General features: G+C 50.3%; 20 protein-coding genes. 8 read left to right on the top strand and 12 right to left on the bottom strand.

From position 1 onward, the window contains the following. Positions 1-36 precede the first annotated feature (36 nt). Positions 37-3,477, top strand: a complete 3,441-nt coding sequence (locus tag AB1611_05955; GenBank protein ID MEW6379133.1) for an SNF2-related protein — start codon at positions 37-39, stop codon at positions 3,475-3,477. Between the two features lie 55 nt (positions 3,478-3,532). Here the strand turns inward: AB1611_05955 and AB1611_05950 are convergent, their stop codons facing one another. After that, positions 3,533-3,787, bottom strand: a complete 255-nt coding sequence (locus AB1611_05950) for a hypothetical protein (GenBank protein ID MEW6379132.1) — start codon at positions 3,785-3,787, stop codon at positions 3,533-3,535. A 275-nt stretch (positions 3,788-4,062) separates the two neighbouring features. Between AB1611_05950 and AB1611_05945 the strand changes: the two genes are divergently transcribed. Both AB1611_05945 and AB1611_05940 read left to right on the top strand, forming a co-directional pair. Then, positions 4,063-6,333: a heavy metal translocating P-type ATPase gene (locus tag AB1611_05945; GenBank protein ID MEW6379131.1), complete on the top strand. Its 2,271-nt coding sequence runs from the start codon at positions 4,063-4,065 to the stop codon at positions 6,331-6,333. Between the two features lie 169 nt (positions 6,334-6,502). Then, complete coding sequence (locus tag AB1611_05940) at positions 6,503-7,234, top strand: class I SAM-dependent methyltransferase (protein MEW6379130.1); 732 nt, start codon at positions 6,503-6,505, stop codon at positions 7,232-7,234. A gap of 111 nt (positions 7,235-7,345) precedes the next feature. Here the strand turns inward: AB1611_05940 and AB1611_05935 are convergent, their stop codons facing one another. From AB1611_05935 to AB1611_05885, 11 genes are all read right to left on the bottom strand, one after another. Continuing rightward, a complete protein-coding gene (locus AB1611_05935) occupies positions 7,346-8,554 on the bottom strand; it encodes a cation:proton antiporter (protein MEW6379129.1) in 1,209 nt (402 codons plus the stop codon). 413 nt (positions 8,555-8,967) lie between these two features. Then, positions 8,968-9,243 (bottom strand): DUF507 family protein, encoded by a 276-nt coding sequence (locus tag AB1611_05930; protein ID MEW6379128.1) that lies wholly within the window; start codon positions 9,241-9,243, stop codon positions 8,968-8,970. Between the two features lie 32 nt (positions 9,244-9,275). Beyond that, complete coding sequence (locus tag AB1611_05925; protein MEW6379127.1) at positions 9,276-9,554, bottom strand: DUF507 family protein; 279 nt, start codon at positions 9,552-9,554, stop codon at positions 9,276-9,278. Between the two features lie 117 nt (positions 9,555-9,671). Beyond that, entirely contained in the window at positions 9,672-10,673 is a 1,002-nt protein-coding gene (locus AB1611_05920) for a tRNA 4-thiouridine(8) synthase ThiI (GenBank protein ID MEW6379126.1), read from the bottom strand. Between the two features lie 68 nt (positions 10,674-10,741). Continuing rightward, positions 10,742-10,927 (bottom strand): DUF2065 domain-containing protein, encoded by a 186-nt coding sequence (locus tag AB1611_05915; protein ID MEW6379125.1) that lies wholly within the window; start codon positions 10,925-10,927, stop codon positions 10,742-10,744. Between the two features lie 148 nt (positions 10,928-11,075). Next, positions 11,076-11,576: a hypothetical protein gene (locus AB1611_05910; GenBank protein ID MEW6379124.1), complete on the bottom strand. Its 501-nt coding sequence runs from the start codon at positions 11,574-11,576 to the stop codon at positions 11,076-11,078. A 153-nt stretch (positions 11,577-11,729) separates the two neighbouring features. Beyond that, positions 11,730-13,592 carry a hypothetical protein gene (locus AB1611_05905; protein ID MEW6379123.1) on the bottom strand — a complete coding sequence of 621 codons (1,863 nt, stop codon included), beginning with the start codon at positions 13,590-13,592 and terminating at the stop codon, positions 11,730-11,732. Between the two features lie 188 nt (positions 13,593-13,780). Beyond that, on the bottom strand, positions 13,781-14,053 hold the full coding sequence (locus AB1611_05900; GenBank protein MEW6379122.1) for a CopG family antitoxin: 273 nt from the start codon (positions 14,051-14,053) through the stop codon (positions 13,781-13,783). Next, positions 14,028-14,324, bottom strand: a complete 297-nt coding sequence (locus AB1611_05895; GenBank protein MEW6379121.1) for a BrnT family toxin — start codon at positions 14,322-14,324, stop codon at positions 14,028-14,030. Before AB1611_05895 ends, AB1611_05900 begins: the two co-directional genes overlap by 26 nt. 123 nt (positions 14,325-14,447) lie before the next feature. Next, entirely contained in the window at positions 14,448-17,303 is a 2,856-nt protein-coding gene (locus AB1611_05890) for a sigma 54-interacting transcriptional regulator (protein ID MEW6379120.1), read from the bottom strand. Positions 17,304-17,314: 11 nt separating this feature from the next. Continuing rightward, entirely contained in the window at positions 17,315-18,250 is a 936-nt protein-coding gene (locus AB1611_05885) for an energy-coupling factor ABC transporter permease (protein ID MEW6379119.1), read from the bottom strand. Between the two features lie 1,448 nt (positions 18,251-19,698). Between AB1611_05885 and AB1611_05880 the strand changes: the two genes are divergently transcribed. The 5 genes from AB1611_05880 to AB1611_05860 all read left to right on the top strand — a co-directional run. After that, complete coding sequence (locus AB1611_05880; protein ID MEW6379118.1) at positions 19,699-21,942, top strand: hypothetical protein; 2,244 nt, start codon at positions 19,699-19,701, stop codon at positions 21,940-21,942. Positions 21,943-22,782: 840 nt separating this feature from the next. Continuing rightward, positions 22,783-23,364: a hypothetical protein gene (locus AB1611_05875; protein ID MEW6379117.1), complete on the top strand. Its 582-nt coding sequence runs from the start codon at positions 22,783-22,785 to the stop codon at positions 23,362-23,364. Between the two features lie 258 nt (positions 23,365-23,622). Then, on the top strand, positions 23,623-24,051 hold the full coding sequence (gene arfB, locus AB1611_05870; GenBank protein ID MEW6379116.1) for an alternative ribosome rescue aminoacyl-tRNA hydrolase ArfB: 429 nt from the start codon (positions 23,623-23,625) through the stop codon (positions 24,049-24,051). 320 nt (positions 24,052-24,371) lie between these two features. Further along, positions 24,372-24,509: a hypothetical protein gene (locus AB1611_05865; GenBank protein MEW6379115.1), complete on the top strand. Its 138-nt coding sequence runs from the start codon at positions 24,372-24,374 to the stop codon at positions 24,507-24,509. A 101-nt stretch (positions 24,510-24,610) separates the two neighbouring features. After that, a partial coding sequence (locus AB1611_05860) for an HYR domain-containing protein (GenBank protein MEW6379114.1) occupies positions 24,611-26,720 on the top strand: 2,110 nt, incomplete at its 3' end.

Genomic DNA, 26,720 nt, shown 5'->3' with positions numbered 1-26,720 from the left:
TAGCCTTACGATGTCCGGAGAGTAGAAAAGAAGAGCATGTCTTTTTTAGATCAATTGCGGCCGCGTTTTTCACCTGCAGTTCGCCAAAGCGGCGAAACGTGCTTTGCTCAGGGCCTGGTAGATATCAGAACACTCAATCCCAGGAGGATTGAGGCCACAGTCAAAGAGAAAAGGAAGTACACCGTAGGGATTGATCTCCAGGATCGATCCCGGGTCGAGATGTCTTGTACTTGCCCCTCCTTCCTTGATTGGGGCGAAAATTGCAGGCACCTGTGGGCTACCCTCATTGAAGCTGACCAGCGGTGGAACCTGACAGACGAGTGGAAGGGCTCGAAAACCGAAGCTCAGGCTCCGGAAGCTGACGACCTTGCAAATGATGGTCTTCAGGAGAGCCTGGAGTTACCAAAACCCACTCATGGCCACGAATTAAAATCCACCTGTGATGCCCATGACGAGACTTTCATCCTTTCTGAGCTGAAGCGCAGGCGGGATTGGCGGATTCTGTTGCCCGGACCTGATGATGCCTCCGGCGCGAAGCATAAGCGGCGGAGCAGGGAAGCATCCCAGCAGTTTTTCCCCTTTTTTATCCTTGACCGGGAATTGAGCCTTCAGCGTGGACAGGCAATTCTCAAGGTTGAAGAAAGGTTCCTGAAAAAAAACGGGGCCTGGGGCAAGTCCCGAAGTGTCAGGCTCGACCTTGGCAAGGCCGGGGCTGAGCGATATGAAAGTGCCGCTGATCAAAAGGCTATGGAGCTCATTCAGTCTCTGAAAAGCGGGCGTGAGCATCTGGTTTACCGCTACAGCTACGAAAGCCTCCGGGATAGGGCAGCCGATGAAATTCCTATTCCCACGACCATTGCCTGGGACTTTCTGTCCATCCTGGAAGCTACCGGACGGCTCTATTTCCGGATCAATGAGATCGACAAGACAAATTGCTTTCAGACCCGATACCGCGAGGTGAAGCTGAATTTCGCTCACGTGCAGCCCTGGCGTTTTAATATTCTCTTTGAGGAGAACGAGGAGGAGGATGGTTATCAACTGTGCCCCGTACTCACTCTTCAGGACCGGTCGATTCCCCTTACTGAGCCGGATATTATCTTTTCCGGAGATCCCCACTGGTTTATCTATCAGGGGGAGATTCACCGGATTGCCAGCCGGATACCCTTCATCTGGATTCACGAGTTGCGCAAGCCCGGACCGATAGTGGTTGATCGGGCCGAGATTCCGGATTTCCTTCGCACGCTTGACCAGGAAGGGAGACATTCGCTTTCCGATGTCTTTATCCTCCCCAGGGAGCTGGAATTTACGAAAATCCTGGGATTAGTACCGCGGCCACAGCTCTCCATTACCTTTACCAGAGAGCTGTGGGCACATCTTGATTTTCGGTATGGTGATGACTGCCTTGTGGATTCACGAAGCTCCTCTGCGGTTATCAGTGACTTTAACCGCCGGGTTCAGGTTCTGCGCGATCTTGTCCGGGAGCAGGAGTGCATCCGGAAACTCCAAAGTCTGGGATTTAAGCCGCTTAACCATCCTGATTACGAATTCAGTATCTCCCGGGATGCGTCGGTCAAGGCTTTGCAGAATCTCGTGGAGGATGAAAAATGGCAGGTACTGGGCCGGGACCGGAAGAAAATCCGCCTTTCATCCAGGTTTCAATTTACGGTTGCCTCCGGTGTCGATTGGTTTGATCTGCGGGGAGAGGTCGAGTTCGGCGACCAGACTGTCTCTTTGCAGAAGATATTGGAGCTGCAAAAACACGGAGAGCGGTTCATCCCCCTGGGAGACGGGGCCCTGGGTATCCTGCCGGAGGTCTGGCTGAATCGTAATCGCTTTGCCCTGGAACTGGGCAAGAGTCAGGGAAAAGACAGCCAGGGCCTGCGGTTCTCTCTCGGACAGGCAGGACTGCTTGACTTCCTGCTGAATTCGGGAGAGAGGGTATCGTTTGATGAGCATTACCGAAAGATCCGGGATTGTCTGAACAATTTTCAGGGCATCCGGCCTGTGGCTGCACCGAAAGGCTTTCAGGGGATCCTGCGCCCGTATCAGAAGCGGGGGCTCGAGTGGCTGCTCTTCCTGAACGAATTCGGCTTTGGCGGCTGTCTGGCCGATGATATGGGCCTTGGCAAGACTATCCAGGTTTTAGCCTTGCTGGAGCATATCCGGGAAAGAGGATGTCAGGCACCTTCCCTCATCGTCGTTCCGACCTCGCTGGTTTTCAACTGGCAAAGAGAAGCCCGCCGGTTTACTCCGCTCCTGCGGGTACTTGCCTACACCGGCTCTCAGCGCAGGAGCATGGTGAGTGATTTTGGAAATTATGACCTGATCATCACCAGCTATGGAATTCTGCGCCGGGATATCCTGCATCTGCGGGAATTTGAATTCACCTACCTGATTCTGGATGAAGCCCAGGTTATCAAGAACCATCAGACCCAGGTAGCCAAGGCGTCCTCGGTAATCAGGGCGAAGCATCGCCTGTCTCTGACCGGAACCCCCCTGGAGAATCATCTGGGAGAGCTCTGGTCCCAGTTCGAGTTTTTGAATCCCTCGCTTCTGGGCAGCTACCGGGAATTTATCGACCGGTTTGGCAGCCAGGCAAAGATTCAAACCCGGCGGAAAGATGATGCCGCTGGCCAGGAGAGGGAAGAATTGCCCGGCCAGGCGCAATCCGATCTAGAACCCTTGAGACGGCTGGTCCATCCGTTTCTGCTCAGGCGGACCAAAGATGATGTGGAGCCGGAACTGCCTGACAAGACCGAACAGATTCTTTACTGCGACATGACCGAGAGCCAGCGCGCTCTCTATGCCAGGTTCCGGGACCGCTACCGGGACACGCTGCTGAAAACCATTGACCGGGCCGGGCTCGGCTCTTCCCGGTTTAAGGTCCTGGAGGGGCTTTTGCGATTGCGGCAGATATGCTGCCATCCCATGATCCTGGCCGGGATTCAGACGGTTGAAAAAGGGTGTTCTTCCGGTAAGTTCATTGCCTTTCAGGAGATGCTCAGTGAAGTAATTGGAGGTGAGCATAAGGCCCTGGTTTTCTCCCAATTTACCAGTATGCTCAGGATCATGCGCCGGTGGCTCGATCAGAACAGCATCAGCTACCAGTACCTGGATGGCCGGGTCCGGGACCGTGATCAGTGCATCCGCCGGTTTCAGGAAGATCAGGACTGCAAGCTGTTCCTCATCAGCCTGAAGGCTGGAGGATTCGGCCTGAACCTGACAGCCGCCGATTACGTGTTCCTGTACGATCCCTGGTGGAATCCTGCGGTTGAACGGCAGGCCGTTGACCGGACCCACCGGATTGGCCAGCAGAAAAGGGTTTTTACCTACCGATTGATAACCAGGGATAGTGTGGAGGAGAAAATCCAGGATCTGCAGGAGCAGAAAAAAGATCTGGTCAAAAATGTCATTCACTTCCACGAAGGCTTTATCAAGCACCTGACCAGAGAGGATATCGTCGCGCTCTTTTCCTGAAGGGGGAAAGTATTCTCCCGGCGATGACGATGGTTTCTGCCGCTTTAAGCTTCCCTTACACTTCCCGTCCGAAGCTGACGAACACTACATTGCCTTCTTCCTGCCTGAAGATATCCTGCTCCAGCTCCGATTTCCATCTATTCGCCAGATGGAAGAGCTGGTCCAGGTCCTGAACCGGGGTATCCAACGTAGCAGTGCCAATCCCGAATTCCTGGATAGCTGCCAGAAATTTGATCTTTTCTTCCTTTGACAACCTGCCAACAGGAGCCTTCATCCTTCTTCCCGGCCTTGAACAATCTTTTCCAACCATGCCTAACCGTCCTCCTTAAAAAGAGAAGTTATCAGTTATCAGTTTTTTGCTGGTCACTGGCCACTGATCACTGACTACTGAAAAAAATCCCCCCAGATCATTTAATCGGCAGATTCCCTGTATTTCTTCGGCATTTCCGGAAAAAAAGTACGAGTGCAGTGTTTGCGGCCGTACGCGCATGACCCCTGGTTTGCAAGATAATGGTTTGTAAATATTGACAAAAGCTGTCTTCTGGGATATCCTGTCATCAGTAAACTAACCGGGAGGCAAATTGTATGGCTACCAGAAATGTGATAATTCCGATTGCCGGAATGCATTGTGTCAATTGCGCCCTGAACGTCGAAAAGAGGCTGAAGAAGCTTCCCGGTATAGTGGAGGCTTCGGTCAATTTTGCCACTGAACAGGCTTCTGTCGAGTACCTGACGGAGCGTGCCACTGAAGAAGGGATAGTGGAGGCTATAGCAGAGGCTGGTTACCGGCCCTTGTTCATGCCAGCCGGGGCTGAAGAAGAGGCCGGGGGGGAGACCGAGAAGGCTGCCCGCAGGGCCGAGATAGCAGACCAGACCCGGAAGTTTCTCGTTGGTCTGATTCTGACCATTCCCGTATTCATCCTCAGCATGGGCAGAGACCTTGGCCTCCTTTCGGGAGCATGGGTCCATGCTTCCTGGTTCAACTGGCTGCTGGGGATCCTGGCTACGCCGGTCCAGTTTTATACCGGCTGGGATTACTACCGGGGGGGATGGAAGAGCCTGAAAAACCGCAGCGCCAATATGGATGTCCTGGTGGCTATGGGCTCCTCGGTGGCGTATCTGTATTCAGCGGTGGTCCTCCTGTATCCTGCGCCTGGTCAGCATATCTATTTCGAAACCTCGGCCATGATTATCACCCTGATCAAGCTGGGCAAGATGCTGGAAGCGCGGGCCAAGGGCCGCACGGGTGAGGCCATCCGGAGGCTGATCGGGCTGCGGCCAAAAACCGCCACCATCGTTATCAGCGGGAAGGAAAGGGAAGTGCCTCTTGCTCAGGTTAAAATCGATGATACTGTCATCGTCCGTCCCGGAGAGAGCATCCCGGTTGACGGGCTGATTCTGGCGGGAGAGTCGGCGGTCGATGAGTCCATGCTGACTGGAGAGCCACTGCCGATCGACAAGCGGCCGGGCGATAGTGTCATCGGGGCCACCATAAATCAGGTGGGGATGCTCAAGGTCAAGGCCACCCGGGTTGGCCAGGACACTGCCCTGGCCCGGATCATCCGGCTGGTGCAGCAGGCCCAGGGCAGCAGGGCCCCTATCCAGAATCTGGCTGACCGGACCTCGGCTGTCTTTGTGCCAGCAGTCATCGGGATTGCCGGGCTTACCTTCATCCTCTGGTGGACTATTGGCGGCGCCTTTGCCCCGGCCATGATCCGCATGATAGCGGTCCTGGTCATCGCCTGTCCCTGCGCACTTGGCCTGGCAACACCGACAGCCATTATGGCCGGGATGGGCAGGGCCGCAGACCGCGGCATCCTGTTTCGAAACAGCGAGGCACTGCAATCGGCCAGCAGGCTGGATACTCTTGTCCTTGACAAGACCGGCACTATCACCCTGGGCCAGCCATCCGTGGTCAGCGTCATGATCCTTGATCCGGCCATGATTCAGACTGAGGATGAGCTTTTGCAACTGGCCGCTTCCGCCGAGCGGGGGTCTGAGCACCCTTTGGGCCGGGCTATTGTCAGGAAGGCTGAAGGAGAGGGAATCGGGCTTTTTGAGCCGGAGAATTTTCAAGCCCTGGGAGGATCGGGTGTGTCAGCCATGATAAACGGCAAACCGGTCCGGGTGGGAAAGCAAGCCTGGTTCGGGGAGCTTGGGCTGAAGCTCGAAGAAGGGGCGAAAAGCCTGATCCGCGCCTTGCAGGAAGAAGGGCAGACAGTCATGCTGGCAGCGATTGAAAACCGACTGGCAGGTCTGATCGGGGTGGCTGATTCAATCAAACCCGAATCACCCGCGGCTATCGAAGAGCTTCATCGGCAGGGGCTGAAGGTGGTCATGCTGACCGGAGACAGCCTCCAGACCGCCAGGACTGTCGCCTCCCGGATGCATATCGATGACATTCTGGCCGAGGTCAGACCGGAGGAGAAGCTGAGCAGGATCAGGGATCTTCAGGACAAGGGACATCTTGTCGGCATGGTGGGTGACGGCATCAACGATGCTCCGGCCCTGGCTCAGGCGGATGTGGGTTTGGCTATCGGAACGGGAGTGGATATCGCCATCGAGGCCGCAGACATTACCCTGGTCAGCGGCAGCCTGAGCGGTGTGCCCAGGGCCATTCAGCTCAGCAGGGCCACGATGAGAACTATCCGGCAAAACCTTTTCTGGGCTTTCTTTTATAATGTCGCCCTTATCCCGGCAGCAGCAGGAGCCTTCTCCGCCATAGGATTCCTGCCGGGATTCCTGCGGCAGTTACATCCCGTTCTGGCTGCCCTGGCCATGGCTACCAGCAGCCTTACGGTTGTGTCAAACAGCCTGCTCCTCTCCAGGGGGATGGAGAGGGAGAGTGGCCAGTGATCAGTGGCCAGTGGTCAGTAAAGGCAGTGGCCGGTTCTCAGAGCAGATTACCAGGGAGTGCCAAATCGCTCCGGGCATCGGGGGGGAATGTCCGATAAGCAGAATATCATGCGTTTGGCACTCATGAATGCAAGCCGGTAACTTCGATGGTTTTGAGGAGACAGGAATAGTGGACGCAAGATCATGGATCCCTTATGGGCGTGCGCTCCTTGATTTTTCCAGGGGCAAGGTTGCAGCCAAAGTCATTGTCCATGAGACTGAGGGAAGAACAAGGAAAATGGCCATGAGCACTTTCTTCCGAAAGCCTGCCGAATTTCCGACTCTCGAGCAGACCGCACTGAACCTTTGCCGGGGCCGCGTTCTCGATATCGGCGCCGGAGCCGGATGTCACAGCCTTGCCCTTCAGGAGCGGGGATTTTCAGTCTGTGCCATTGACATCTCTCAGGATGCGGTGACAGTTATGAAGAAGCGGGGAGTAAAGGATGTTTACTGCGCCGACATCTTTGACTTCCAGGCAGGGCCATTCGATACGATCCTTATGATGATGAATGGCATCGGGGTGGTTGAGAGCCTGAACGACCTTGGCCGTTTTCTGGATGCTGTTCATAGCCTGATCAAGCCTGATGGACAGATTCTGCTTGACTCTTCCGATGTGAGAAGAGGCTCGAAAAAATACCGGGATACGGACTCCATGATTGACAGCGAGTCAGGCCGCTATATCGGGGAGGTCTGGTTCCAACTGGAATACAAAGGCCAGAAAGGGCTTCCTTTCTGGTGGCTGTTTGTGGATTCCGATACCCTCACCGAGCAGGCTGTAAAATCGGGCTGGTTCTGCCAGGTTATTTATCATGAGTGGGACGGACACTACCTGGCCCGTCTGGTCCCCCTGGGGGAAGAATAATGGAACTACTCAAGGCACAAAGGGGCAAAGGCACAGAGGCACAAAGTTCCCTTTGGCTGTTTTGTGCTCAACTGCCCGATTACGATGCTCAAAATGCACATTGTATCTTCTTTACCCATTTGTGCCTTTGTCCCTCTGTGCCTTTGTGCCTGAGTAGTATGGAACATCTTGAAATTCCCTGACTGGCGAAGGCTCCTTAAACGCCAGGCGTAAAAGTATCGGGGTAATAATGGCTGTGCTCAGGCACAGGAGAACGGTCATGGAAAAATCTGTCTGATTGATAATTTTCTGTGACAGGCCGATGGAGGCTACAGCCAGGGCCACTTCAGCTCTTGGCACCATACCAATCCCGATCCGCAGGCTCTCCCTGGTCGGCAGCTTGAATGCCCTGGCGGCCAGAGTGCAGCCTATGACCTTGGTCAGGACAGCCGCCAGAATGAAGAGAGTAATGAAGAGGACATTACCGTGCATGCTCTGCAAGCTGGCTTCAAGGCCGATGTTGACAAAAAAGATGGCAATAAAAAAGGATTGGCCGAGCACATTAAACCCCTGAAGAATCTCTCTCTTCAGTAAAGTGTTGCCCACCAGAAGCCCCGCCGTGTAAGCGCCGGTAATGGCAGCCAGCCCGCACCGATTGGCCAGTGCGGCAAAGATGAGCATCAGTCCGATAGCTACAGCCAGGGGTGCCTGTTCGGATTTCAGACCCTTGATATAGTGCAGACAGGGCTGGATGACCCATTTCCCCACGATAATCGAGACCAGGAAAAACAGGCAAAGCTTGCCCATTGAAGTCAGGATATGAGTATCCTGTGTTCCGATGAAAGCTGACACCAGGGCCAGTACCACGATCCCCATTACATCATCGATGATGGCTGCGCTCAGGATCGTTCTCCCTTCCAGGGTGTCCAGCCGCCTCATGTCCCACAGAGTCATGACGGTGACACTGATGCTGGTGGCGGTCAGGATCGTGCCGAGTAAAAGCGCCCTGGGAAGGCCGAAGCCAAAAAGCATGGTCAGACCGAAACCGGCCAGAAAGGGCAGGCTCACCCCGCAGGAGGCAACCGTGAAGCTGAGGGTCCCCTCCTTGATCATCTTGTGAATATCAGTTTCCAGGCCAGCCATGAAAAGCAGGACAAAAGCCCCGATTTCCCCCAGCACTTTGATGATTTCATTTGACCTGATCATGCCGGTAGCCGAGGGGCCAAGGAGCAGACCCATGAACAGGAGACCGAGAACCGGAGGCTGCCTGAGGCGGGAAGAAATATCGGAAAAAATCTTGGCCAAAATGAGGATAATCGCTAAATGAACATAGAATGCCATACCTGCACCAGACCTTTACTTATGGATGTTCCAATCATGTGAGTAGGAAAAATATTTATGATAATCCTTGCTGTCTTGGTCTGTCAAGAGTAAGTTTTCGACAGGACACGATAATTTGTTCTAATTTTTAAACTGTTGATGCGTATATTCGTTCTGGGGGGCCCAACGACCGCACAGAAGAACCGGCCATTCTCAGGTTATTCACCAGACATAAGGAGTAAAAGACACAGGAGAACAAAGAGAGTACGCGCTTTCTCAATCCCAAGACGGATTTTGCCTTCAAGAAGATATTCGGCAGCAGGGAGAGTTTGGAAAAAATTAAAGAAGCCATGAAGGACAGCATCGAGCTGCAAGGAAATAGAAGAGTTAATCCTGCGGTAATTGCTCTGGAATAATCCTTCTGCAAGTTACCGTTACCGTTTCTTTTTATTCGCTTCCTCCTCATACAGTTTCTGATAGAGGATTTCCCATTCCGCACTTCCTTCGATCACTTTCCGCTTGTAGCTCTCCAGGCGTTGTCGCACTTCCTGGTCCAGTTCTTCTTCAACTTTTAACTCGTCAGTGATGATCCTGACAATCTCAAGCCGTATGTCATTTTCATCTCTGAAGATCTCAATATTTTCATCCTGCATGAAGGCTTTCATCAGTATATGGGAAATATGATTAACCTTCTCCCTGCTCAATCTCATGATTTTATCACCTCGTAGTGGATAAGAGTTTATTAGAGAATCAAATTCCTCTCTTTGACCAGCTTCTCCTTTACCAGCCGGAACATCTTATGGTATTCAACACTTCCCTGGCGCACTTCGGAAGAAACCTTCTCCAACAACTCTCTGACTTCATCATTCAACTTGTCTTCAACCATAAGATCATCGATGATCACTTTTCTTACCAATGCCTTGGCCTTGCTGTCATCCTCAACTTCCAGGGCTCCCTTGTCTTGAAGCTCATCGATGATCCTGGATGCAATAACCTCTATGTGCTGTTTTCTCAGTTTCATGCAACTTTCCTTTTGACTCGAAAAAGCCCCGAAGGGCAAGCAGCTCAAGCCGCTGCTCAAAGGTTTTGAAGCTTAAATTCAAATAAAAACAAACATCAAGGGTTAAAACATATCCCATTAAATCCGATAGTGCTCCAGCAGGTGGTCTTCAACCGGAGAGACTGTCAGTACGCTGTGCCGGTCATTGCCGCCCGGTGCATAACTTACCTGAATAGCATCCCTGACTTTTGCATCACTGTATCGGGCCGTAATGGAAGCTGCAAGTTGAAAGTCTGCCTCTTCCAGATTCCCCAGGGCCAGGGATATTGGGCCGGGTGCATTCATAACCCGAAAAAGCCAGTTGTCGGCATTCGCCAGGGCGAGAATCTTCTGGTTTTCAGCGTGGTTCCTCCCGACGATCAGCCTCACCCCCGGTCGAATCAAAAAGTGCCTTCCAAGCTTGAGCAGAGGCATATCTTCCAGCCTGACCCGATCATCTTTCCGGGCCAGAGTAGCCTTCAGCCGCCGGGAAAAGCTCTCATCCGTGAGCAGACAACCGCCGGCGGGACTCGGATAGTTGAAGATGCCAAACTCCCTGGCCAGCTCCATCTGCCGCTTTCTGGATCTGCCGGAAATGTCCAGCAGGGCATCCCTCCTGACCAATCCCTGCTCTTCAGCCTGAGTCGGAGGCAGCAGTCGGGCGGAAAGCGGACGTAAAAGATACCGGGTGAGCCCGGAATCCCTTTCGATGATACGCAGGGCATCCCTTCGCTGTGACATTGGGCGCTGGCCCAGCACTTCTCCGGTGAATACAAAAGCCCCTGCGCACTCCTTCAGAATCTCTCCAGCCTTTTTAACCATAAATATCTTGCAATCCAGGCAAGGATTGAGATTCTTCCCATACCCATATTCCGGCGACTGGATCACCTGAAGGAAATCAGCGCCAAGTGTTACTTCGCGCAGACTGAACGATTCCGCAGGCAAAATGCCGTCCAGGATTCCTGTTTCAGGCTGACGGTCCTCGAAAATGGGACCCGTAAACTTTACCAGGATTACCCGGAATCCCTGATCCACGATCAGCTTTACAGCCAGAATGCTGTCCAGTCCCCCCGAATAGAGGCCAACAGCCAACTTCTCCATGTTATCTTCTCTCCATCACCCAATCGGGTGTTCACTGGCGGTTTTCACACCGCACCAAACCAGGCCCCTTATCCTCTTCCCAAGTAGACCATAGCCAGGCCAATAAGAATACTCGCCAATCCCAGGAATCGTAACATGGATTCAGGAATATCATCGATTCGCAACAGCATCTTCTTCCAGGCAACTGGAAATAAAAAATTCGGAATACCCTCAATAATAAAAACCATACCAACTACACAGAGAAAAAACTCCATCTCTTCCCCTTCAGGATCATGTATCTGTCTGTTAGTGGCTTACTCCTGGTGGTCATGCTTTTAAACCCATGTGAGAGCTGGGGCTTTGCTTTCTCCATGAACTATACAGGTAATCAAAAGTACAACCAGTCAAGCCTAAATCATAACATTAATGCCTGGAATCTTCAACCCTGAACCGAGAAAATTCTGAGTTTTCGATATAAGGGGAAAAGAGGTGCATGCCCTCTTTGGTTTTTTGGATTGGGTACTTGTGGTGAAGGCTTTGCTTGGTCTGGCGAAAGAGGCTGTTTTCAATAATACTTCTTTCATCATAAGCATCGAAAGCCAAAAAGAGGTCCTGGGAAACGTCCATGTTCGTGACAAAGACCCTGGATTTATCCCATCCGCAGTTATGATTTTCCCATTGAGTAATCACAATGGCATTGATTGGATTCGGGATAAAAGATTTCTTGTTCTGATCCTCAGCATGTCCTGGCGGTCTGTAGGCCGCAGAGGTATTCAATTGGGAAATTCCATAGAGTTCGGTAACTATTTGCTGCGTATAAGCTTCTTTGCCCCAACTCCTGGTCACAGTCTGCGTTCTGCGTTTACAGCAGACTTCACTGCCAGCAAGTTGAGCAATCTGTCTGGCATCTTCTTTGATATGCATTCCTTCCTGTTTTCACCGGCACCACAAAGCGAATATTCATCGTCTTATGAAGCCACCACAAGGTTTCTCCATCTAAAAATCCTCTATCAGCCATAAGTTCCGTAATCTTGCTGTAATGCCCAGTGACGACTATCAGCCAGGAGCCCATACCTCCTACAGGCTGATTCGGGGATTACCCTGATTGACTATTTTCAGATTTTTGATTTCGATCCTGTAGGGGAGAACGCTCTTTTCTACAGCTTCCGTGAGAAGGGAACGAATCCGGCTGACTCCCAGGCGTCCGGCCAGAATGAGCGGCAGGTATCCCTGAATATCGGTTTGAATCCGCTGCCTGATCCTGGTTACCAGAGCCTGATCGACCGTTTCCATACTGCAACCAAGGTCGGTATAAATCCTGGCCAGATCGGAAGTCCGGGATAATCGGTAGAGAACTTCCAGGTCAACAGCCATAAGAGGCCTGGTCTCTTTGGTCAGTTCGGCCCTGATCTCGACGACGATTTTCCGGTCCTGCACGGTAAAGAGAACCGGTTTTTGAGCCAGATAAAATCCCAGATAAAATCCCTGTTCACCGCATGATGCCGGCTGGCGGTCACTGGTGAGGAACAAGGCCCTCTGTCCTTCCGGCACATAGATAAGGGAATTGGCAGTTATTGGCCCCTGCCAGAAAAGAACATACAGGAGAATTAACCGTGCGGTCCGCTTTCTCCCCTGTGCCTCCGACAAAAAGGCAGACTGCGGCAGGACGAGTACCAGGCCGGTCAGCCACAGGAAAAATCCCAGAAAATATCCCGGCCCCGGAGCTTGACCCAAAAGCAGGATGACCAGCGGGAGGATCACGCCAAGCAGAGCATAGACAGCCTTCCAGCCCGCGGTATCACCGGGAAGACCTTTCCTGCTCAGGGGGTGGGCTTGTGCAGGATGTTTCTGCTGACCTTTGACGCGAGTAGAACTGGTCTGCTGGCCGGGCAGTGCTGCTTCCTGGTTTTCTTTTTCCCGGAAGGGGAAGAAAAAGACCGCCCATAGCATAACCGGCAGGAGAAAGAGAAGATAAACGCGGAAAAAGGTATAGAGATACAGCCATCTTCGGGCCATCTTCTGAATCACCAGGATCAGCGTAAAGGCATGATAGCCGAAAAGAACCATACTGCCAGCCATTATTCCCAGCACCTTGACCCTGGGCCGCAATTTGCTCACCAGCATGAGGGAGATGAAAGGAATCAGATTGGGAATGATGAAGGGAATATCCTGAATCTGCATCTTCCCTCTGGCATAAATCAGCCAGAGGTCATTCTGCTCAACAGCCAGCCGCAGAGGCCAATAATCCAGCCAATATCTCCATGAAATGGACAGTGCGGCATTGACCAGCCCCTGCAGAAGAAAAAGATAAACCCGGAAAACAGCCATCAGAATTCCATAACTCAGACCGGAGAAGAGAATAAATTTGACCGTCGCCGGGAGAATACCTTTACCCTGGCGGAGTCTGCTGCCAAGCTGTCCGTCGATCCACAGGAGCCAGAGGTAAACCATAACCATAACCAGCACCATGAAGGTGGCCTCCCAGAGATACCGGTGAACCAGATCGAGATATTGAGGCCAATGGAGCTGGATCATGGCCAGAGAGACAATGCGAAGCACGTTGAAAAAACCAAGGATGGGAATAAAAATGGCCAGACCCAGAAGTTTTTGACGGATCAGAGCCGGGTAGGAGAGAACAAAGGCCGTGAAAATGAGAAAGATATATATCCCCGTGCACTCATAGATGATCTCCAAGGCCCCTCCCTGAGAAATACTGATCGTGCTCTCTGAAAGCCCTGATCGAATCCTGAGCAGATTGAGAGTGGCGGAAACCATCCCTGCGGTCATCCGGTTGGCCAGTTGAATCGTGGAAGGTGAATACTCCTCAAGGTTTTTATTCACCAGGCAAAACAGGCCAAGGAGCAGAACGAATAGAAGGGAGGAGAGGATGAGGCTTTTGTTTTTGGCCACAGTACTTTTCATGGCTGTATATTGGATCATGTGTCGATGCTGAGGCATGCTGGTCATTTATATTCATCAGCTTCCTTTCAAGGAAGTGTTTGAACCATCATGACTTCTGGCCGTTCTGAACCGATGACTGAAAGCTCTCGCAAGACCGCTTCAGGAATGAAGACCTCAACCCAAAAGATAATCTCATTCATCCAAACTTTTAATCCTTTATCACACAGTTATGCAGAGCGTAAAATTTGCTTTCGTAGCATCTCGCTTACAAGTTGACTGACAGTGATACCAAGTTTCTGGGCTCGCTTATGAAGCTCGTCAATGATATCTTCATCTACTTCTACCTCATAACGCCTTTTTTTTAGCTCACCTTGAACATCCACAGTCTGAAATATTTCCAGATAGTCTGTTGTATCATGGGTATCCCAGAATTCTGCCGCTTCCTCGTAGCTTGCAAATTCGTCTGGTATAGGATCAATCTGTTTTTTTTTGCTGTTCATAATACCTCCGTTCAGCTACGGTCATATCTCTGGCCGAAATGGGCAGTGCCATTGTCTGGCGTTTGCGAACAAAGAAAACAACCAGATATCTCCCTGCCTTCGTTTGACCATAAGCAACGTATAAATCTTCTCCCTTTATTTTTCCCTTCTCTACTCGACGGACATAAGGTTGAGAGAATAAGACCTGTTCGACCTCATAGACAAGAACGTTGTGCTTGCTTTCGATCTTATCCATAAGCTTATCTTTCCAAATAACTTCATGCAGCAGCACAATCAAATCCTCATGCTAAGGTCGCCACTCTCATCTTTATTATTTAATTTTACCAAATTGTTACCTCTTCTGCCAGCATAGAGTTCACCCAAATTCATTTCCGGGTGAACCGGAAATTCCTTTTCACCCCCTCGGCCTTTCGATCCGGTACTTTTTAATTTTCCGCCAGAGCGTGGTCCGGCTGATGTTCAGCCGCTGGGCGGTCTGGGTCAAATCCCATTGACATTCCTGGAGTGCCTCAAGAAAGGCCGATTTTTCCGTATTGGCGATCAGGTCATGCATTGAGGCTTTTTCCCCCTTTTTCTGGTTTCGGATTTCCGCCGGGAGGTCCTGGACTTTGATTTGTGCTCCCTGGCATCGGATGATGGCATATTCGACAGCGTTTTCCAACTGGCGGATATTGCCCGGCCAGTAATATTCCATGAGTATATTCACGGCCTTCTGAGACATATCGATGATATTTTTCCCGACCTTTTGGTTTATCTTGGCGATAAAATGCTCCACGAGCAGAGGAATGTCCTCCTTTCTCTCCCGCAGGGCCGGAACATCGATCGGCACTACGTTGAGGCGATAGTAGAGGTCCTCGCGGAAAGTTCCCCTGGCCACAGCTTCTTCCAGGTTTTTGTTCGTGGCGGCAATGATCCTGACATCGACCTTAATCCGCTCGTCTCCCCCCACCCGGACAATCTCCCGCTCCTGGAGGACCCGAAGCAATTTAATCTGGGCATTGAGGCTGACATCGCCTATTTCATCGAGGAAGATGGTGCCTCCGCTAGCCTGCTCGAACCGCCCCTGCTTGTCTTTGATGGCCCCGGTAAATGCGCCTTTGACATGCCCGAAAAGCTCGCTTTCGAGCAGATACTCGGACAGGACCGAGCAGGTCACCTCGACAAAAGGATAATTGCACCGTGGGCTATGGTCATGAATGGATTGAGCAATCATCTCTTTACCAGTACCGCTTTCTCCTTTGAGCAGGACGGTACTGTTGTTCTGGGAAACAACCTGGATAAAATCATAAATTTCCTGCATTCTCCTGCTCTTGCCGATAACGTCGCCAAACCGGCATATTCCCTGCTGTGTTTTGGCCTGTTTCTCATGCCACTCCCGCAACTGTTCTTCCAGCCTCTTTCGCTCCGAAATGTCCCTGCCGATTCCCATGACCTGCGTGATTTCATTTCCCTTGCCCTGGAGAGGGGTCTCATTGATTTCCAGAAAAATTGGCCGTCCATCACTGGTTAAAAATTCGACCCAGTAAGGCTCTGCCTTCTCACTCCTGGTGCTCCAGCGGGATGGGGATTCAATGAAGGCCTGGTTCAGGGGGTTGGCGCTCAGGATTTTTTCAGGGGGAAGGCTTTTGAATTCCTCAGGGGAATAGCCGAGAATGCGATGAACAGCATGGCTGACAAAAGTGATCTCCCCCTTGAGAGTGCGGATAAAGATCAGGTCGTTGGTAGTATTAATCAGGGTATTGAGCTTATCACGCTCCTCCCTGATCTTTTGCTCGGCTTCGGCCTTCTCCCGGATATCGCGGGCAATCCCGATAATTTGCGTCAAATCGTTTTTCTCATTCCGCATGACTGACCAGGAAAAGCTCACCGGGATCGTCTCTCCTGCTTTGGTGAGCATGATGCAGGAGCTATCCTGTCCTCCTTCCTTCTGAACTATGTTTTCAAAATCCATCCCCTTGAAGGGGCAATCATGATGGAAAAGGTGATCGAACGATTTGCCGATCATCTCATCACTGGTATATCCCAGGACGTTCACAGTGGTCTGATTGACAAATTCGATGCTGCGGTCGGGAGAAACGATGATCAGCAGATCGTTCATGGTATCGAGGATAGTCTGGAAATAGTTCCGGGAAATCGATGTTCGCTTTAAATTGTCGGTCATGCCATTGAAGGCCTGGGAGAGGGTGATCAATTCCTTGTGGGATTGGACATCGGCCCTGGTGTCGAAATCTCCGGCTGAAACACAGCGGGTAGCCTGAATCAGTTGATTGATGGGAATAGTGATTCCCCTGCTGATAAGAAATCCGAAAAACAGGAGCAGTATACCTCCCATGAGGCTTGCCCACAGCAGGTTCAGGACGATCTTTTTCAGGCTGTGCTCTTTGCCCTCCAGACTGCACAGGAGCATGAGAGCCCCTATGGCTTCTCCCTGAAGGTTCTCGATGGGAAAGGAAACTGCCCGGTACTCGTCATTGAGGATGAACACCCTCTGTGCTGACTCTGATGGCTGCCCATGGGTGTGGTAGACCTTTTCCCGGATCTTTGGAGGAACCGCAAGCTGCTCTCCCGAGTGAATCGGCAAGGTACTGAAAACTGACGTCCCGTCACTGAAGACCAGAACGTGAAGGCCGGTCAGTTGATGAACCTTTTCAAAAAACCGGTTATCGAGGTTACGGATAGCTGCCATATAACCGAGGATTCCTCCACGGCGGTTGCGGATGGGAAAGATCATTTTGGCAACCAGGGAATGAGAAGCATGAGGAGCCTTATCAAAGCCAAAAATTTCAGCCGTCACCTTCCGCTGCATGATCTGATTCCGGAACTCGTCATGGCTTTCCTTTTCCTGTGCTGCCATGAAAGATTCCTGGAGGATCATCCTGCCGCTTCGGTCGAAGAGGGCCACATAATTCAGGACATTATCCAGCAGAAGGTCATGCTTGAGGGTATCCCATTGAGAAGAAAGAAGGGGACAGGAGAAAGCCACGTCGTTTTTCAGGGCAGTATCCAGGGAATCCGGCAGCAGGGAATCAGCCATGCACGCCAGTTTTCGCATCGGCTCCTTCACTTCCTCAGTAACAAAGTAATTCCAGATAATGTTCATCATGCCGGTAGCGCTTTGAGCGATAAACCTGTCCAGTTCCCGGTCCATCAGTTGGGTCTGCATGCCGATGTGGGTCAGAAAAAGAGTAATGAATACCAGTAAGAACGGTACTACGATGCTTTTGAGAATCGTATTGGGTTTCCTGCTCATGGTGGTCTCTTCTAGGATTCAGTCCTGGCCCTGATAAAGGAAAGGAGCAGCATACAGGCTGTGAACGTAGCAACGGTTCCCAGTGTTCCTCCAAGGATTTTGGCTATCTCCTGATCTTTGATCCCCGGTACATGATAATCCGGAATTGGTGCCTGATAATGGATAATAATGCGGTGGGGATGAATATGCCCCCGGTCCAGAACCAATTTCTCCAGTCCTTCGGCAGATCTTGAAGCAAAGGGAGATATGGCCAGGCTGATCAGCAGGGCAAGTCCCAGCAGGGTAGAGGAAATCTTTTTTGCTGATGCCGAAAGAAGCCTTTGCTGGCTGAATAAATCAGGAGCCCAAAACCGGAAGCCAACCAGAAGAAGCACGGTCAGCATTCCTTCGGCAATGCCGACCTCGACATGTGGCCCGACCATAGGACCGAGGGTAGCGAAGAACCGCTGAATTCCGCATACGGAGAGCATACTGCAAACTGCCAGACTGGTGATCAGCAGGGTAAGCCAGGCTGAGAGAAAGGCACTGATGTAGCAGCCATACGGCTCAATGGCAAATTTTTTCAGTAAAGAGTAGATATAGTAACTCCCAAAGGTGCTGATCAAGGCAATGGTCAGCAAATTAGGGCCAAAGGCCATGATGCCCCCATCCTGAAACAGGAGAACCTGGATGATATGCTCAAGGGTTATGACTACCGTGCTTACATGTGGCCCCAACAGGATAGAAGCAAAAACCCCTCCCATAAAATGGCAGGAAGACCCCCGCGCAACGTCAAAGTTGGCCAATTGCAGAGCAAAGGTGAAGGCCCCTACGGAGCTGGCCAGGAAAACTTCCCTGGTGCTGATTCGCTTCCAGGTTTTCTTTATACTATAGGCCAGCACTCCGGTGCAGGCCACGTCCATGATCAGGCAAAGGCTGTTACTGTAAAATCCGTCCGGTGCATGCACTGCTTCCTATGACCTCCATCTTTGGAACATCATAATACGGTTCCTGGTATGTATCGTACTGTTCACTCTGGTATTATTCACTATTGTGTGTTTTCTCTTGTAAGGATAGCATTAGAACTTCAATAAATAAAGCAGGATTTTAAAAAAAAACGCAAACTCATTACTCATATCGGCATATGCCGGCATGAAAATGTTTCATGAATGAAATAAATATTCCACGTTTGCAATGCAACCCGCCTCATTGTCCGGCATCTCTCATGAGGGTGCATCATTTTAAAATTAGCGCTAAGGTGCTGATATTTGCCTGAGAGAGAACATAAAAATCCTTGCTTCGATGCAAACTTGAAACAAATCACGGTAATAGTTCTCAGGGAATCTAGGCCAGGATTACGGCATGTCCTGCTATTTTCAAGGCATTTCCTGTATGGCATACTATGTGCATAAAGAGGAAGTGCCTAATACACCAAAATTAGGCTACCTATTCAAACCGTGGCAGAAAAAAGAAGCCTTTCCGCTGACGCAAACAACTGGACATTGTAAAAGTTAAGAAGGGCCACCGTAGACAGGGAGGTGTGGGCCACCTCCCTGTCTACACCACGGAAAAGGTGATGCTGTTCTCAAAAGGATGGAAAAGGGGGAAAAAGGGTAAATTTGGGTGAAGGAAGATAACTGTCTTATGAAGGGAAAGCTGTTCGCTCTGGGTCTGGTAATACTTCTCAGTATCCTGCTCTGTTCCATTAGTGCGTTGGATGCCCCGGAGTATGTACGATGCGGGCATATTGGCATTTGTGAATTCCTGGAAGTGTGTGGGAATTTAGGCAGTAATTTAGGCGATTCTTACCTCTTCTATGTATCGATGATATCAACAGCTATGGATCAGCCGTTGAAGGATTTGATTCATAGTCTGATCCATCGGAATCAGATTGGCATCCAGAATACTGCTCTATCGATGGCAATATCGATAGCGTTAAGGGCTGTGAATCAACCTTTGAAGGATTTGATTCACAGTCTGATCCATCGCAATGAGACTGACATTCGAAGTTTTCCCTGGCCGGACGCGGTTAAAGATACCCATTTCATTATAAGATTTATTAACTCTGCTCAGAAAATATTCTTATTACTTCCTCCGAGAGTGGACAATACAACGCTCATAAAACCTTCCAATGCAGGAATTGCTCACCCCGCAGGGGTAAATAGCCTACCTTCAGAAACCCTTCGATTCATAACCACCTCCATTATCAGGTCTTGAGATTATTATTTCGAAAGTGTCTCCGACACGAAGAGAGTATTCGCCTCAACTTAATTGAAAATTGGAAGAGAGATCGACTTCCTGCAAGGGAAGATATTCTCGTTTTATGTTACTGTTAATTATCCACCTGGACAAAATCTTTGTTAGATGTTCTCAGAGAAAGCAGTAATTGGACAAGTATGGGAGCAGGAGTATGATAATGAATGTCGAAAGGTTAGGAAAGATATTACTGATAATATTATTATTACAAGCAGTAGCAGTTTTTGGCATCAGGGGACTGGCTCAGGCACAGAACCCGATGTATGGCAATGTATTAGCCACCCAGTCTCCCCAGATGCTTCCGTTCCCGACCGAACGGGGAGTATTGGTAGATAACTTCGAGTATTGGGATAGCCCTCGCAATCATGGATGGAAGGCTTATGAGCCAGACTATCCGGTATGGGGCAACGGAGTCGGCTACGGAAGTTTGGAAACGGTGCTTGATTTCAATCAAGGAAGCCGGGTCATGGAAGTTTCCATGCCGTATTCTATATTTTTACCGGCTCAAGGCATGCAACTGGTGATCGAGAAATCTATTACCCCCGGTATCCCGGCTAACCAGCTCTGGGCCAGTATCAGGGCACCGCTGGAAGTTGAGCAGTTTGCCATGTTTAAATTTGAGGTAATGGGTGTAATCAATAGAAGCGATAATCTGGTAATACCTTTTTCCATCCGCTTCACCCCGGCTGGCATGAATTGTAATACGGACATAGATGGGGTGGCCCCTGACCAGTATGACCTTTTGGGTCCGGAGAATACCCTCCCCAAGGTTTACACGATTAATATGCCGCTCGGCCGTAACTACCAGGATGGTTCATGGCATACAATAAGTGCCAACCTTTTGGAAGTTATCAAAAAGGCAGCCAGAGATGACGGGAATGCCATTTCCAGTCTGAATAACCCGGCAGAACCTTTAATCATAACCGGGATCAGAGTTTTTGGAAATCAGTACCGCCTGGATAATATCTGGCTGCTGAAAGACGATAGCCTCATCAATGGAGAGCCTCCTTACTTCTTCAAGATCGGCCAGCAATTCGTCCAGCTTTTTCAGCCCTTTGAATATTACTGCTATGCCAAGGACCCGGATTTGACCTACCGGGTATTCCTGGATATATGGCAGAATGAATTCGAAGCGACCGGCGTAGAGCCCGACTTTGATTATGTGGAAAGACTCACCAGAAGGTTTATCACAGACCAGAAATTCTCCACCCAAAACGGTCACCTTTCCGATCCCGATGCCATTAATCCTAACCGGGATAGACTGTTCTGGACTTGCACCGTGGGCGGATGGGGTGCAAACGGTACTGCCGCCACTATGCTGAGCGAGGTTCCAATTCCTGTTGTTCCCGGCAGTAACCCGCCTGTTTGTGACCTCGAAGTGATCAAACGGATTCCACAACTCTGGATGGATCCATACAAACCCTGCATGGTAGATCTTCCCACTCCCTGGGAGCCTCCTTATGACCCCGATGAGCCTGCGGATGCCCCTGCACGTATTTCGGAATATGATCCCGAAACCATACCCCACCTGCGCCAGGGAACTGGTGGGGTTCGGATCTATGATCCCAAAGCAGTGGCTGCTTATGGCGATTACCTTTTGAAGTTAGGCTTCAGAACCTGGCCGCAAATAGCCCGGATCTACTTTACTCCTCAGGTGCTGGAAGACCTTTTCATTACCGTGCGGGTACAGGATTCTAACGGCCGGACGGATTTAGAGACCTTCGCCCTGTCAGTAGTGAACTATCCAGTCACCAATCATCCGCCAAAGATGGAAAACCTGGATGAGCAGGGAGTGGAAGTAGGACAAGTCTGGCGCTATCAGATGGTAGCAACTGACCAGGACTGGTTCGATCCTGGGAATGGATCGTTCATCGCAGATCAATTAAACCTTACCTGGAAGGCAACCATCGATGGACTTCCAGCCTTTCAGTATGGCCCCTGGTCAGAGTCTATTATCAATCCCATGACTGGAGAACTGACCTTTACACCTCCATTTGAAGGAGTATTTCATATCGTTGTTCAGGTAACCGATTCCCGCGGCCTGGTGGCTATCGGTGATATAGATATGCTTGCCACATCACCCGGCACCTGGCTCAACCATCGCCCCTACATTATGGGAGATTTCAATGATGCAGCACCGTTAGTGATCAAGGCGGGACAGCTTTTCATCCTTGGTCCGCCCATGCTCGATTTTCATGATCCGGATGGAGATACACTCGAATACTCCTGCAATATCGGATCTATTGTTGTTAACAAAGACGACGACGGTTTCCCACGGGCGTTCTGGACATTCCAGACGAATTTCCCCGGCTTCTATTGGGTACAAATCACTGCGTTTGACCAGCGCGGCGGTTGGACAACCTCAGAATTTCCAATCGATGTCCAGCCGTGGTGGTCATACTAGTTGTCAGGCTGACAGGTTCACACCTCTTCTTGCCATTAGTTGAAATGCGGTGACACGGTTGAAGGGGGGACCGGATTTTAAATCCGGTCCCCCCTTCAATAAAACCAGCAGCAATAAATCCTAATCACTCCCCCTTCCGCCAGGATAATTCATAGGATAGTTCCTTCTCCAGGTTTCAACGCCTCGGCTCTTTTCCTTAAGAAAGCCCGATCATAACCTGTAATTCCTGCTATCTCATCACCCCAGGAGGATGACATCTATTTAAAATTCTATAAGTCAATACTTAATATTTACTTTTTAATTTGGCATTTCAACCCTTAAACATTGATTGTTTCGTATTTGGAGCGATGTTTCAACTTTGAAACTCAAGATGCTGTCCTTATTCCTTTCGTTTAAGATAACTATTTGATTAATATTGCTTTTATGTTGGCACTCAATTTGCTCTGTAGTATTGTGGAGGCTCTGTAGTATTTTGGAGAAGGACTGTAGCCCTAAGTACATGGCGCGGGAATTACGCGGCTGGTTAAATAATAGCCCCCCTCACCCCAGCCCTCTCCCCAAAGGGGCGAGGGATAAAAACACTGCCCTGGGCTCAGTGTTTTATGGACGAGAGCTATCCCTCATGAGATAAGGCATTGACCACATGGAGGGTGGGGCTGCTTTTTTGCCCCACCAAATACCGCACGCGATCTCTTGGTCGAGACTAACTGGCCTCGGATTTATCGTGACGTGTACTAAGGTTAGGTTGGAAAGCGAAAAAGGAGGATACGAAGAAATATAGTATGCGTGCAGAAAGGCACGAGGTTAAATAACAATACCAAAGGTTAAGGAGAGAAGACCATGAATACCATGCGAGGCAGTAAAAGAAAGGCGCTGCTTTTATCAGTTTTTTTCCTCATCGGGATCATTATTTATCCCCTGTTCAGAATACCAATGACCGAGGCACAAAACTGGACGGCTTTACCCCCCTATAATACCCTGTGGCCGTTGTGGTCTCCGGCGCTCTCGCCAGTCGATTCTGCTACCGGGCTCCCTGCCCCTCTGGTCACCAGCATTACTTCAAGGACGGTATTACCCGTGCAGCCTGGCCTCACCTGGCACCCCAGCATGAGGAATCCCTGGCTGTTGTATAATACTCCTCTGGGTCTGGCCTATTACGACCCAATTGGCGGTATCGACCTCTGGCCGCCACCGATATTGACCAATGTAATCACCGGGCTTCCTATTAACATTACCTTGCCAGCCGGTTACTCTTCTCTGCTTCCGACTCCGGCCTGGTGGCTTTTCAATAATGTCGCCGCAGCCAACTGGTCGTACCTTGTTGCTTATCCCAGCTATTCAGCAGCGGCTCCCTCGACTGCTACACTGCTCCCTCAGCCATCAATAACCTCCCTGCTGACTGCCACCGCTCTCCTCTTGTGATCCGATGTCCTATCGCCTGTGCCTGTCCATCGATATTAGCTGAGTAAACTCTCCCAAGGAAGGCCGGAAAAAGATGCTTCTGATATTTTTCCGGCTCCTCCTTTCTCATCATACCAAAGGCGTTTCGGTTTTTCATGGGCTCACTATACCTCAAAAATATGCCCATCTTCTGAAAGGTTGTGCTTTATGGGGCAGCTATACTACAATAATATCCAGGAAGAGAGCAGGATCCAGATTATTATGGATAAAAGGGAGCTTATGATCAGCGTTACCAGTACCATAGCCATTGACGAGAAGGAAATTCATCAGGAATTTACCCGTTCGTCCGGACCTGGCGGGCAGAATGTTAACAAGGTCGCCACAGCGGTGCAGCTCCGCTTTGATGTGGCCAACTCTCCTTCCCTGCCTGATGATGTGCGCCAGCGTCTGGTCCGGCTGTCTGGCAGGCGTATCACTACCGATGGTGTGCTGGTTATCGAGGCCAAACGGTTCCGGACCCAGGAGAGCAACCGCCGGGATGCGCTCAACCGTCTGTTAGAGTTGATCCGCAGGGCAGCCGAGCCTCCCCCCAGGCCCCGGCAGGAGACATCTCCCTCACGTGCATCGAAGGAGCGCCGGATCGGGGCCAAACGACGCCGCAGTGAAATCAAACGCAAGCGGCAGCCTCCTCAATACGAAGAGGAATAATTCCTCCAGCCATGTATTATCTTTGGCAATATTAAATCAGTTAGATTGCCTCGATCAAACTCTAACCACCTTGAGAATGTGCCTGCCTCTTCTCTCTCGCCATCCGGGGCATCTCTTCTCCCGCACCCCTAAATGCGGGGACATCTTTTTCTCCCTGATCTCTTGACCTTGCTGTCTAAGCCCATATTTTTTTAATATTTATTAATATTAATATATTTTCAACCTATAATTATTATATTATATTATATTGAAATTTACTCTTGAAAAATGAGCTGGATTAATTTAAAATTGAAATTAAACGATGTTCGCCCTTGGATTGTTTGTCAACTCATAAAGTGGTTCTCTCCCGCGATCGATTTCCTGCCGGATATTATGCTGTGCGCTGCACCGTATCTGTTTTCCTGATCAGTGACATCATCAATAGGAAAGACAAGAAGAAGGAGGTGATACTCATGTAACCCGTCAGGTATATGAGGCTGGACAGAAAGGATCTTGTATGAATTGAGCACCTTGCAGGGGGGGAATGATTGGGAAGTAAAAATGTTTAAGGAGGAACCCTATGAGGTATCATAGTGCTGGAAAATTTATTTTTTACTGGCTAGCGATATTGCTGGCCTTAGCCATGACAACAGCCGCTTCTGCAAAATCGCTGTATATGTTAGCCAACCACCACACTAATCAGTTTGATGCCTGGAACATCAATCCTGATGGAACGGTAACCTATCAGGCGACATATGGTCTATCATTTACTCAAGAGCCTTCCGGACTGGCACTCGATGCAGATTCAGGCACCCTGTTTTTTACGGATGAGTTTAATGTACCCGGGCAGGACCCTGCCATTGAAATGGTAGATGCAGTTTCCATGAAATCCCTGGGAAGTGTAGTGCCAAGAGGAAGAGATGGCAGGCCGGTTCGCGACCTTGCCGGGATCGATGTGGATGATAAGCATAATATTGTATATATCGTGCAAAGGAGGCGTCCTGACATTTATGTCTACGACTGGGATCCCAACTTTATTGTAGTCAATCCCACAAACCCCGATGAAGTTATCGTGGATTCTCGCGCCATGACGCTGAGAGATGGATATCCACAAGCATTGCCTGGAGTTGTTGGTGCTTTTGGCATTGCTCTTGATGAAAGAGCAGGAGTATTGTACGTAGCGGACTCCAGGGATAGAAAGGTCAAGGGATTTAATACCAATACCTGGGAGGAGGTCTTGAATTTTACACCCACAGGTCTTGTACCCGGTGGCATTGCGGTTGACAGGAGAAAGGGGATCATTTATACAACAGCCCCTGATTTAGCTGTTGAGGAGTGTTGTTTTGGATTAAGAAATGTCTTTGGCCCCGAAGGTTCCACCAAAATCAGTAAATACGACCTGGCTACCGGCTTGGAAACGGTAATGGATATGAGTCTCGCAGGCTTGAACCATGGCGGTATGGGAATTTGGGTGGACGAGGTCACCGGCTATCTCTACGTTACTGGCGGATGTACCGGTGATGACTTAACCATCTGGGATACTTCCACTCCCACTTCTCCCGACATCCCATTCACCCTCGTGCATGCAAGCGGCCCAATTGGAAACCCTGCCGCTTTGGCTATCGGGAACATCAGCTACAATCCTCTGCACCTCACCATTCCCCAGGAGGAATGCGCCAAGCCAGGTGAATCTATTACCTATACAATTTGCTATGACAACATGGACAATGAGGATTATGTTACGAATGTGAGGATCGTAGATAAATTGCCGGATCAGGATAAAGTAAGTTTTGTTGAAGCAACCGATGGCGGAGTTTATGATGAGGCAACTCATACCGTGACCTGGAACGTCGATGAATTGCCGGGCGGATCACGGCAGTGTATCAGGGTGGTAGTGCAGGTAAATCCTGCTATCCCCTCAACCGCCATACTTAAAAGCTTTGTTACCATTACTTCTGATCAAACTCCTCAACCCACGACGGTGGTTGATGAGCGGTCAGTCTGCTGTCTGCCGGGCAACTGCCCCCCCATCGGCATTACGGTAGATTATATTGATCCTGATCGATGCATGGCTGCGGTATCCTGGACCGAACCAACCTTTGAGAACTGTGATGGTCCGCTGATAGTGACTGTTCAGGCTGTTTATCCTGACGGCTCAACCCGTGACAATGTAAAACCCGGTGATTTATTCCCTATAACGTGTGGCACTCCAGGAACCATAGTTACCTACACGGCATGGGATAGTGTGGACGATAGAGTCATCGGCCAGTGTAGCTTTCCTATAGAAATTCTTGACCAGCCTCCGGTTGTGGATTATTGCCCGGCAGATATCGTCCAGTGTAGTGCTCAAGTAACCTGGGAACTCCCAAGGTTTCGTGATGATTGTGTATTGCCGCCTGTGCCTGGCAAAGCTGTCTACCCTGATGGTTCAACTTCCGACGATGTACAGCCGGGCGACACCTTCCCCATTGGAACAACGATTATTACCTACACTGCTGAAGATAGATGCGGTAATACGGCAAGCTGCACGTTTAAAGTAACAGTAGGGGGTGATGAGCCTCTCACCTGCACCTGTCCTTCAGACATAACGGTCAATAATGATCCTGGAAGGTGTGGTGCCGCAGTCGGCTGGGAGCTGCCATCATGCTCCGATAACTGCGGTGAGATTTTCACTGTCACCTGTGACCATG

Source organism: bacterium, assembly GCA_040755755.1.
In the GTDB taxonomy this organism is placed as follows: domain Bacteria; phylum SZUA-182; class SZUA-182; order DTGQ01; family DTGQ01; genus DTGQ01.
The sequence above is the reverse complement of the archived record's forward strand: the minus strand, read 5'-3'. Positions and strand labels throughout refer to the sequence as shown.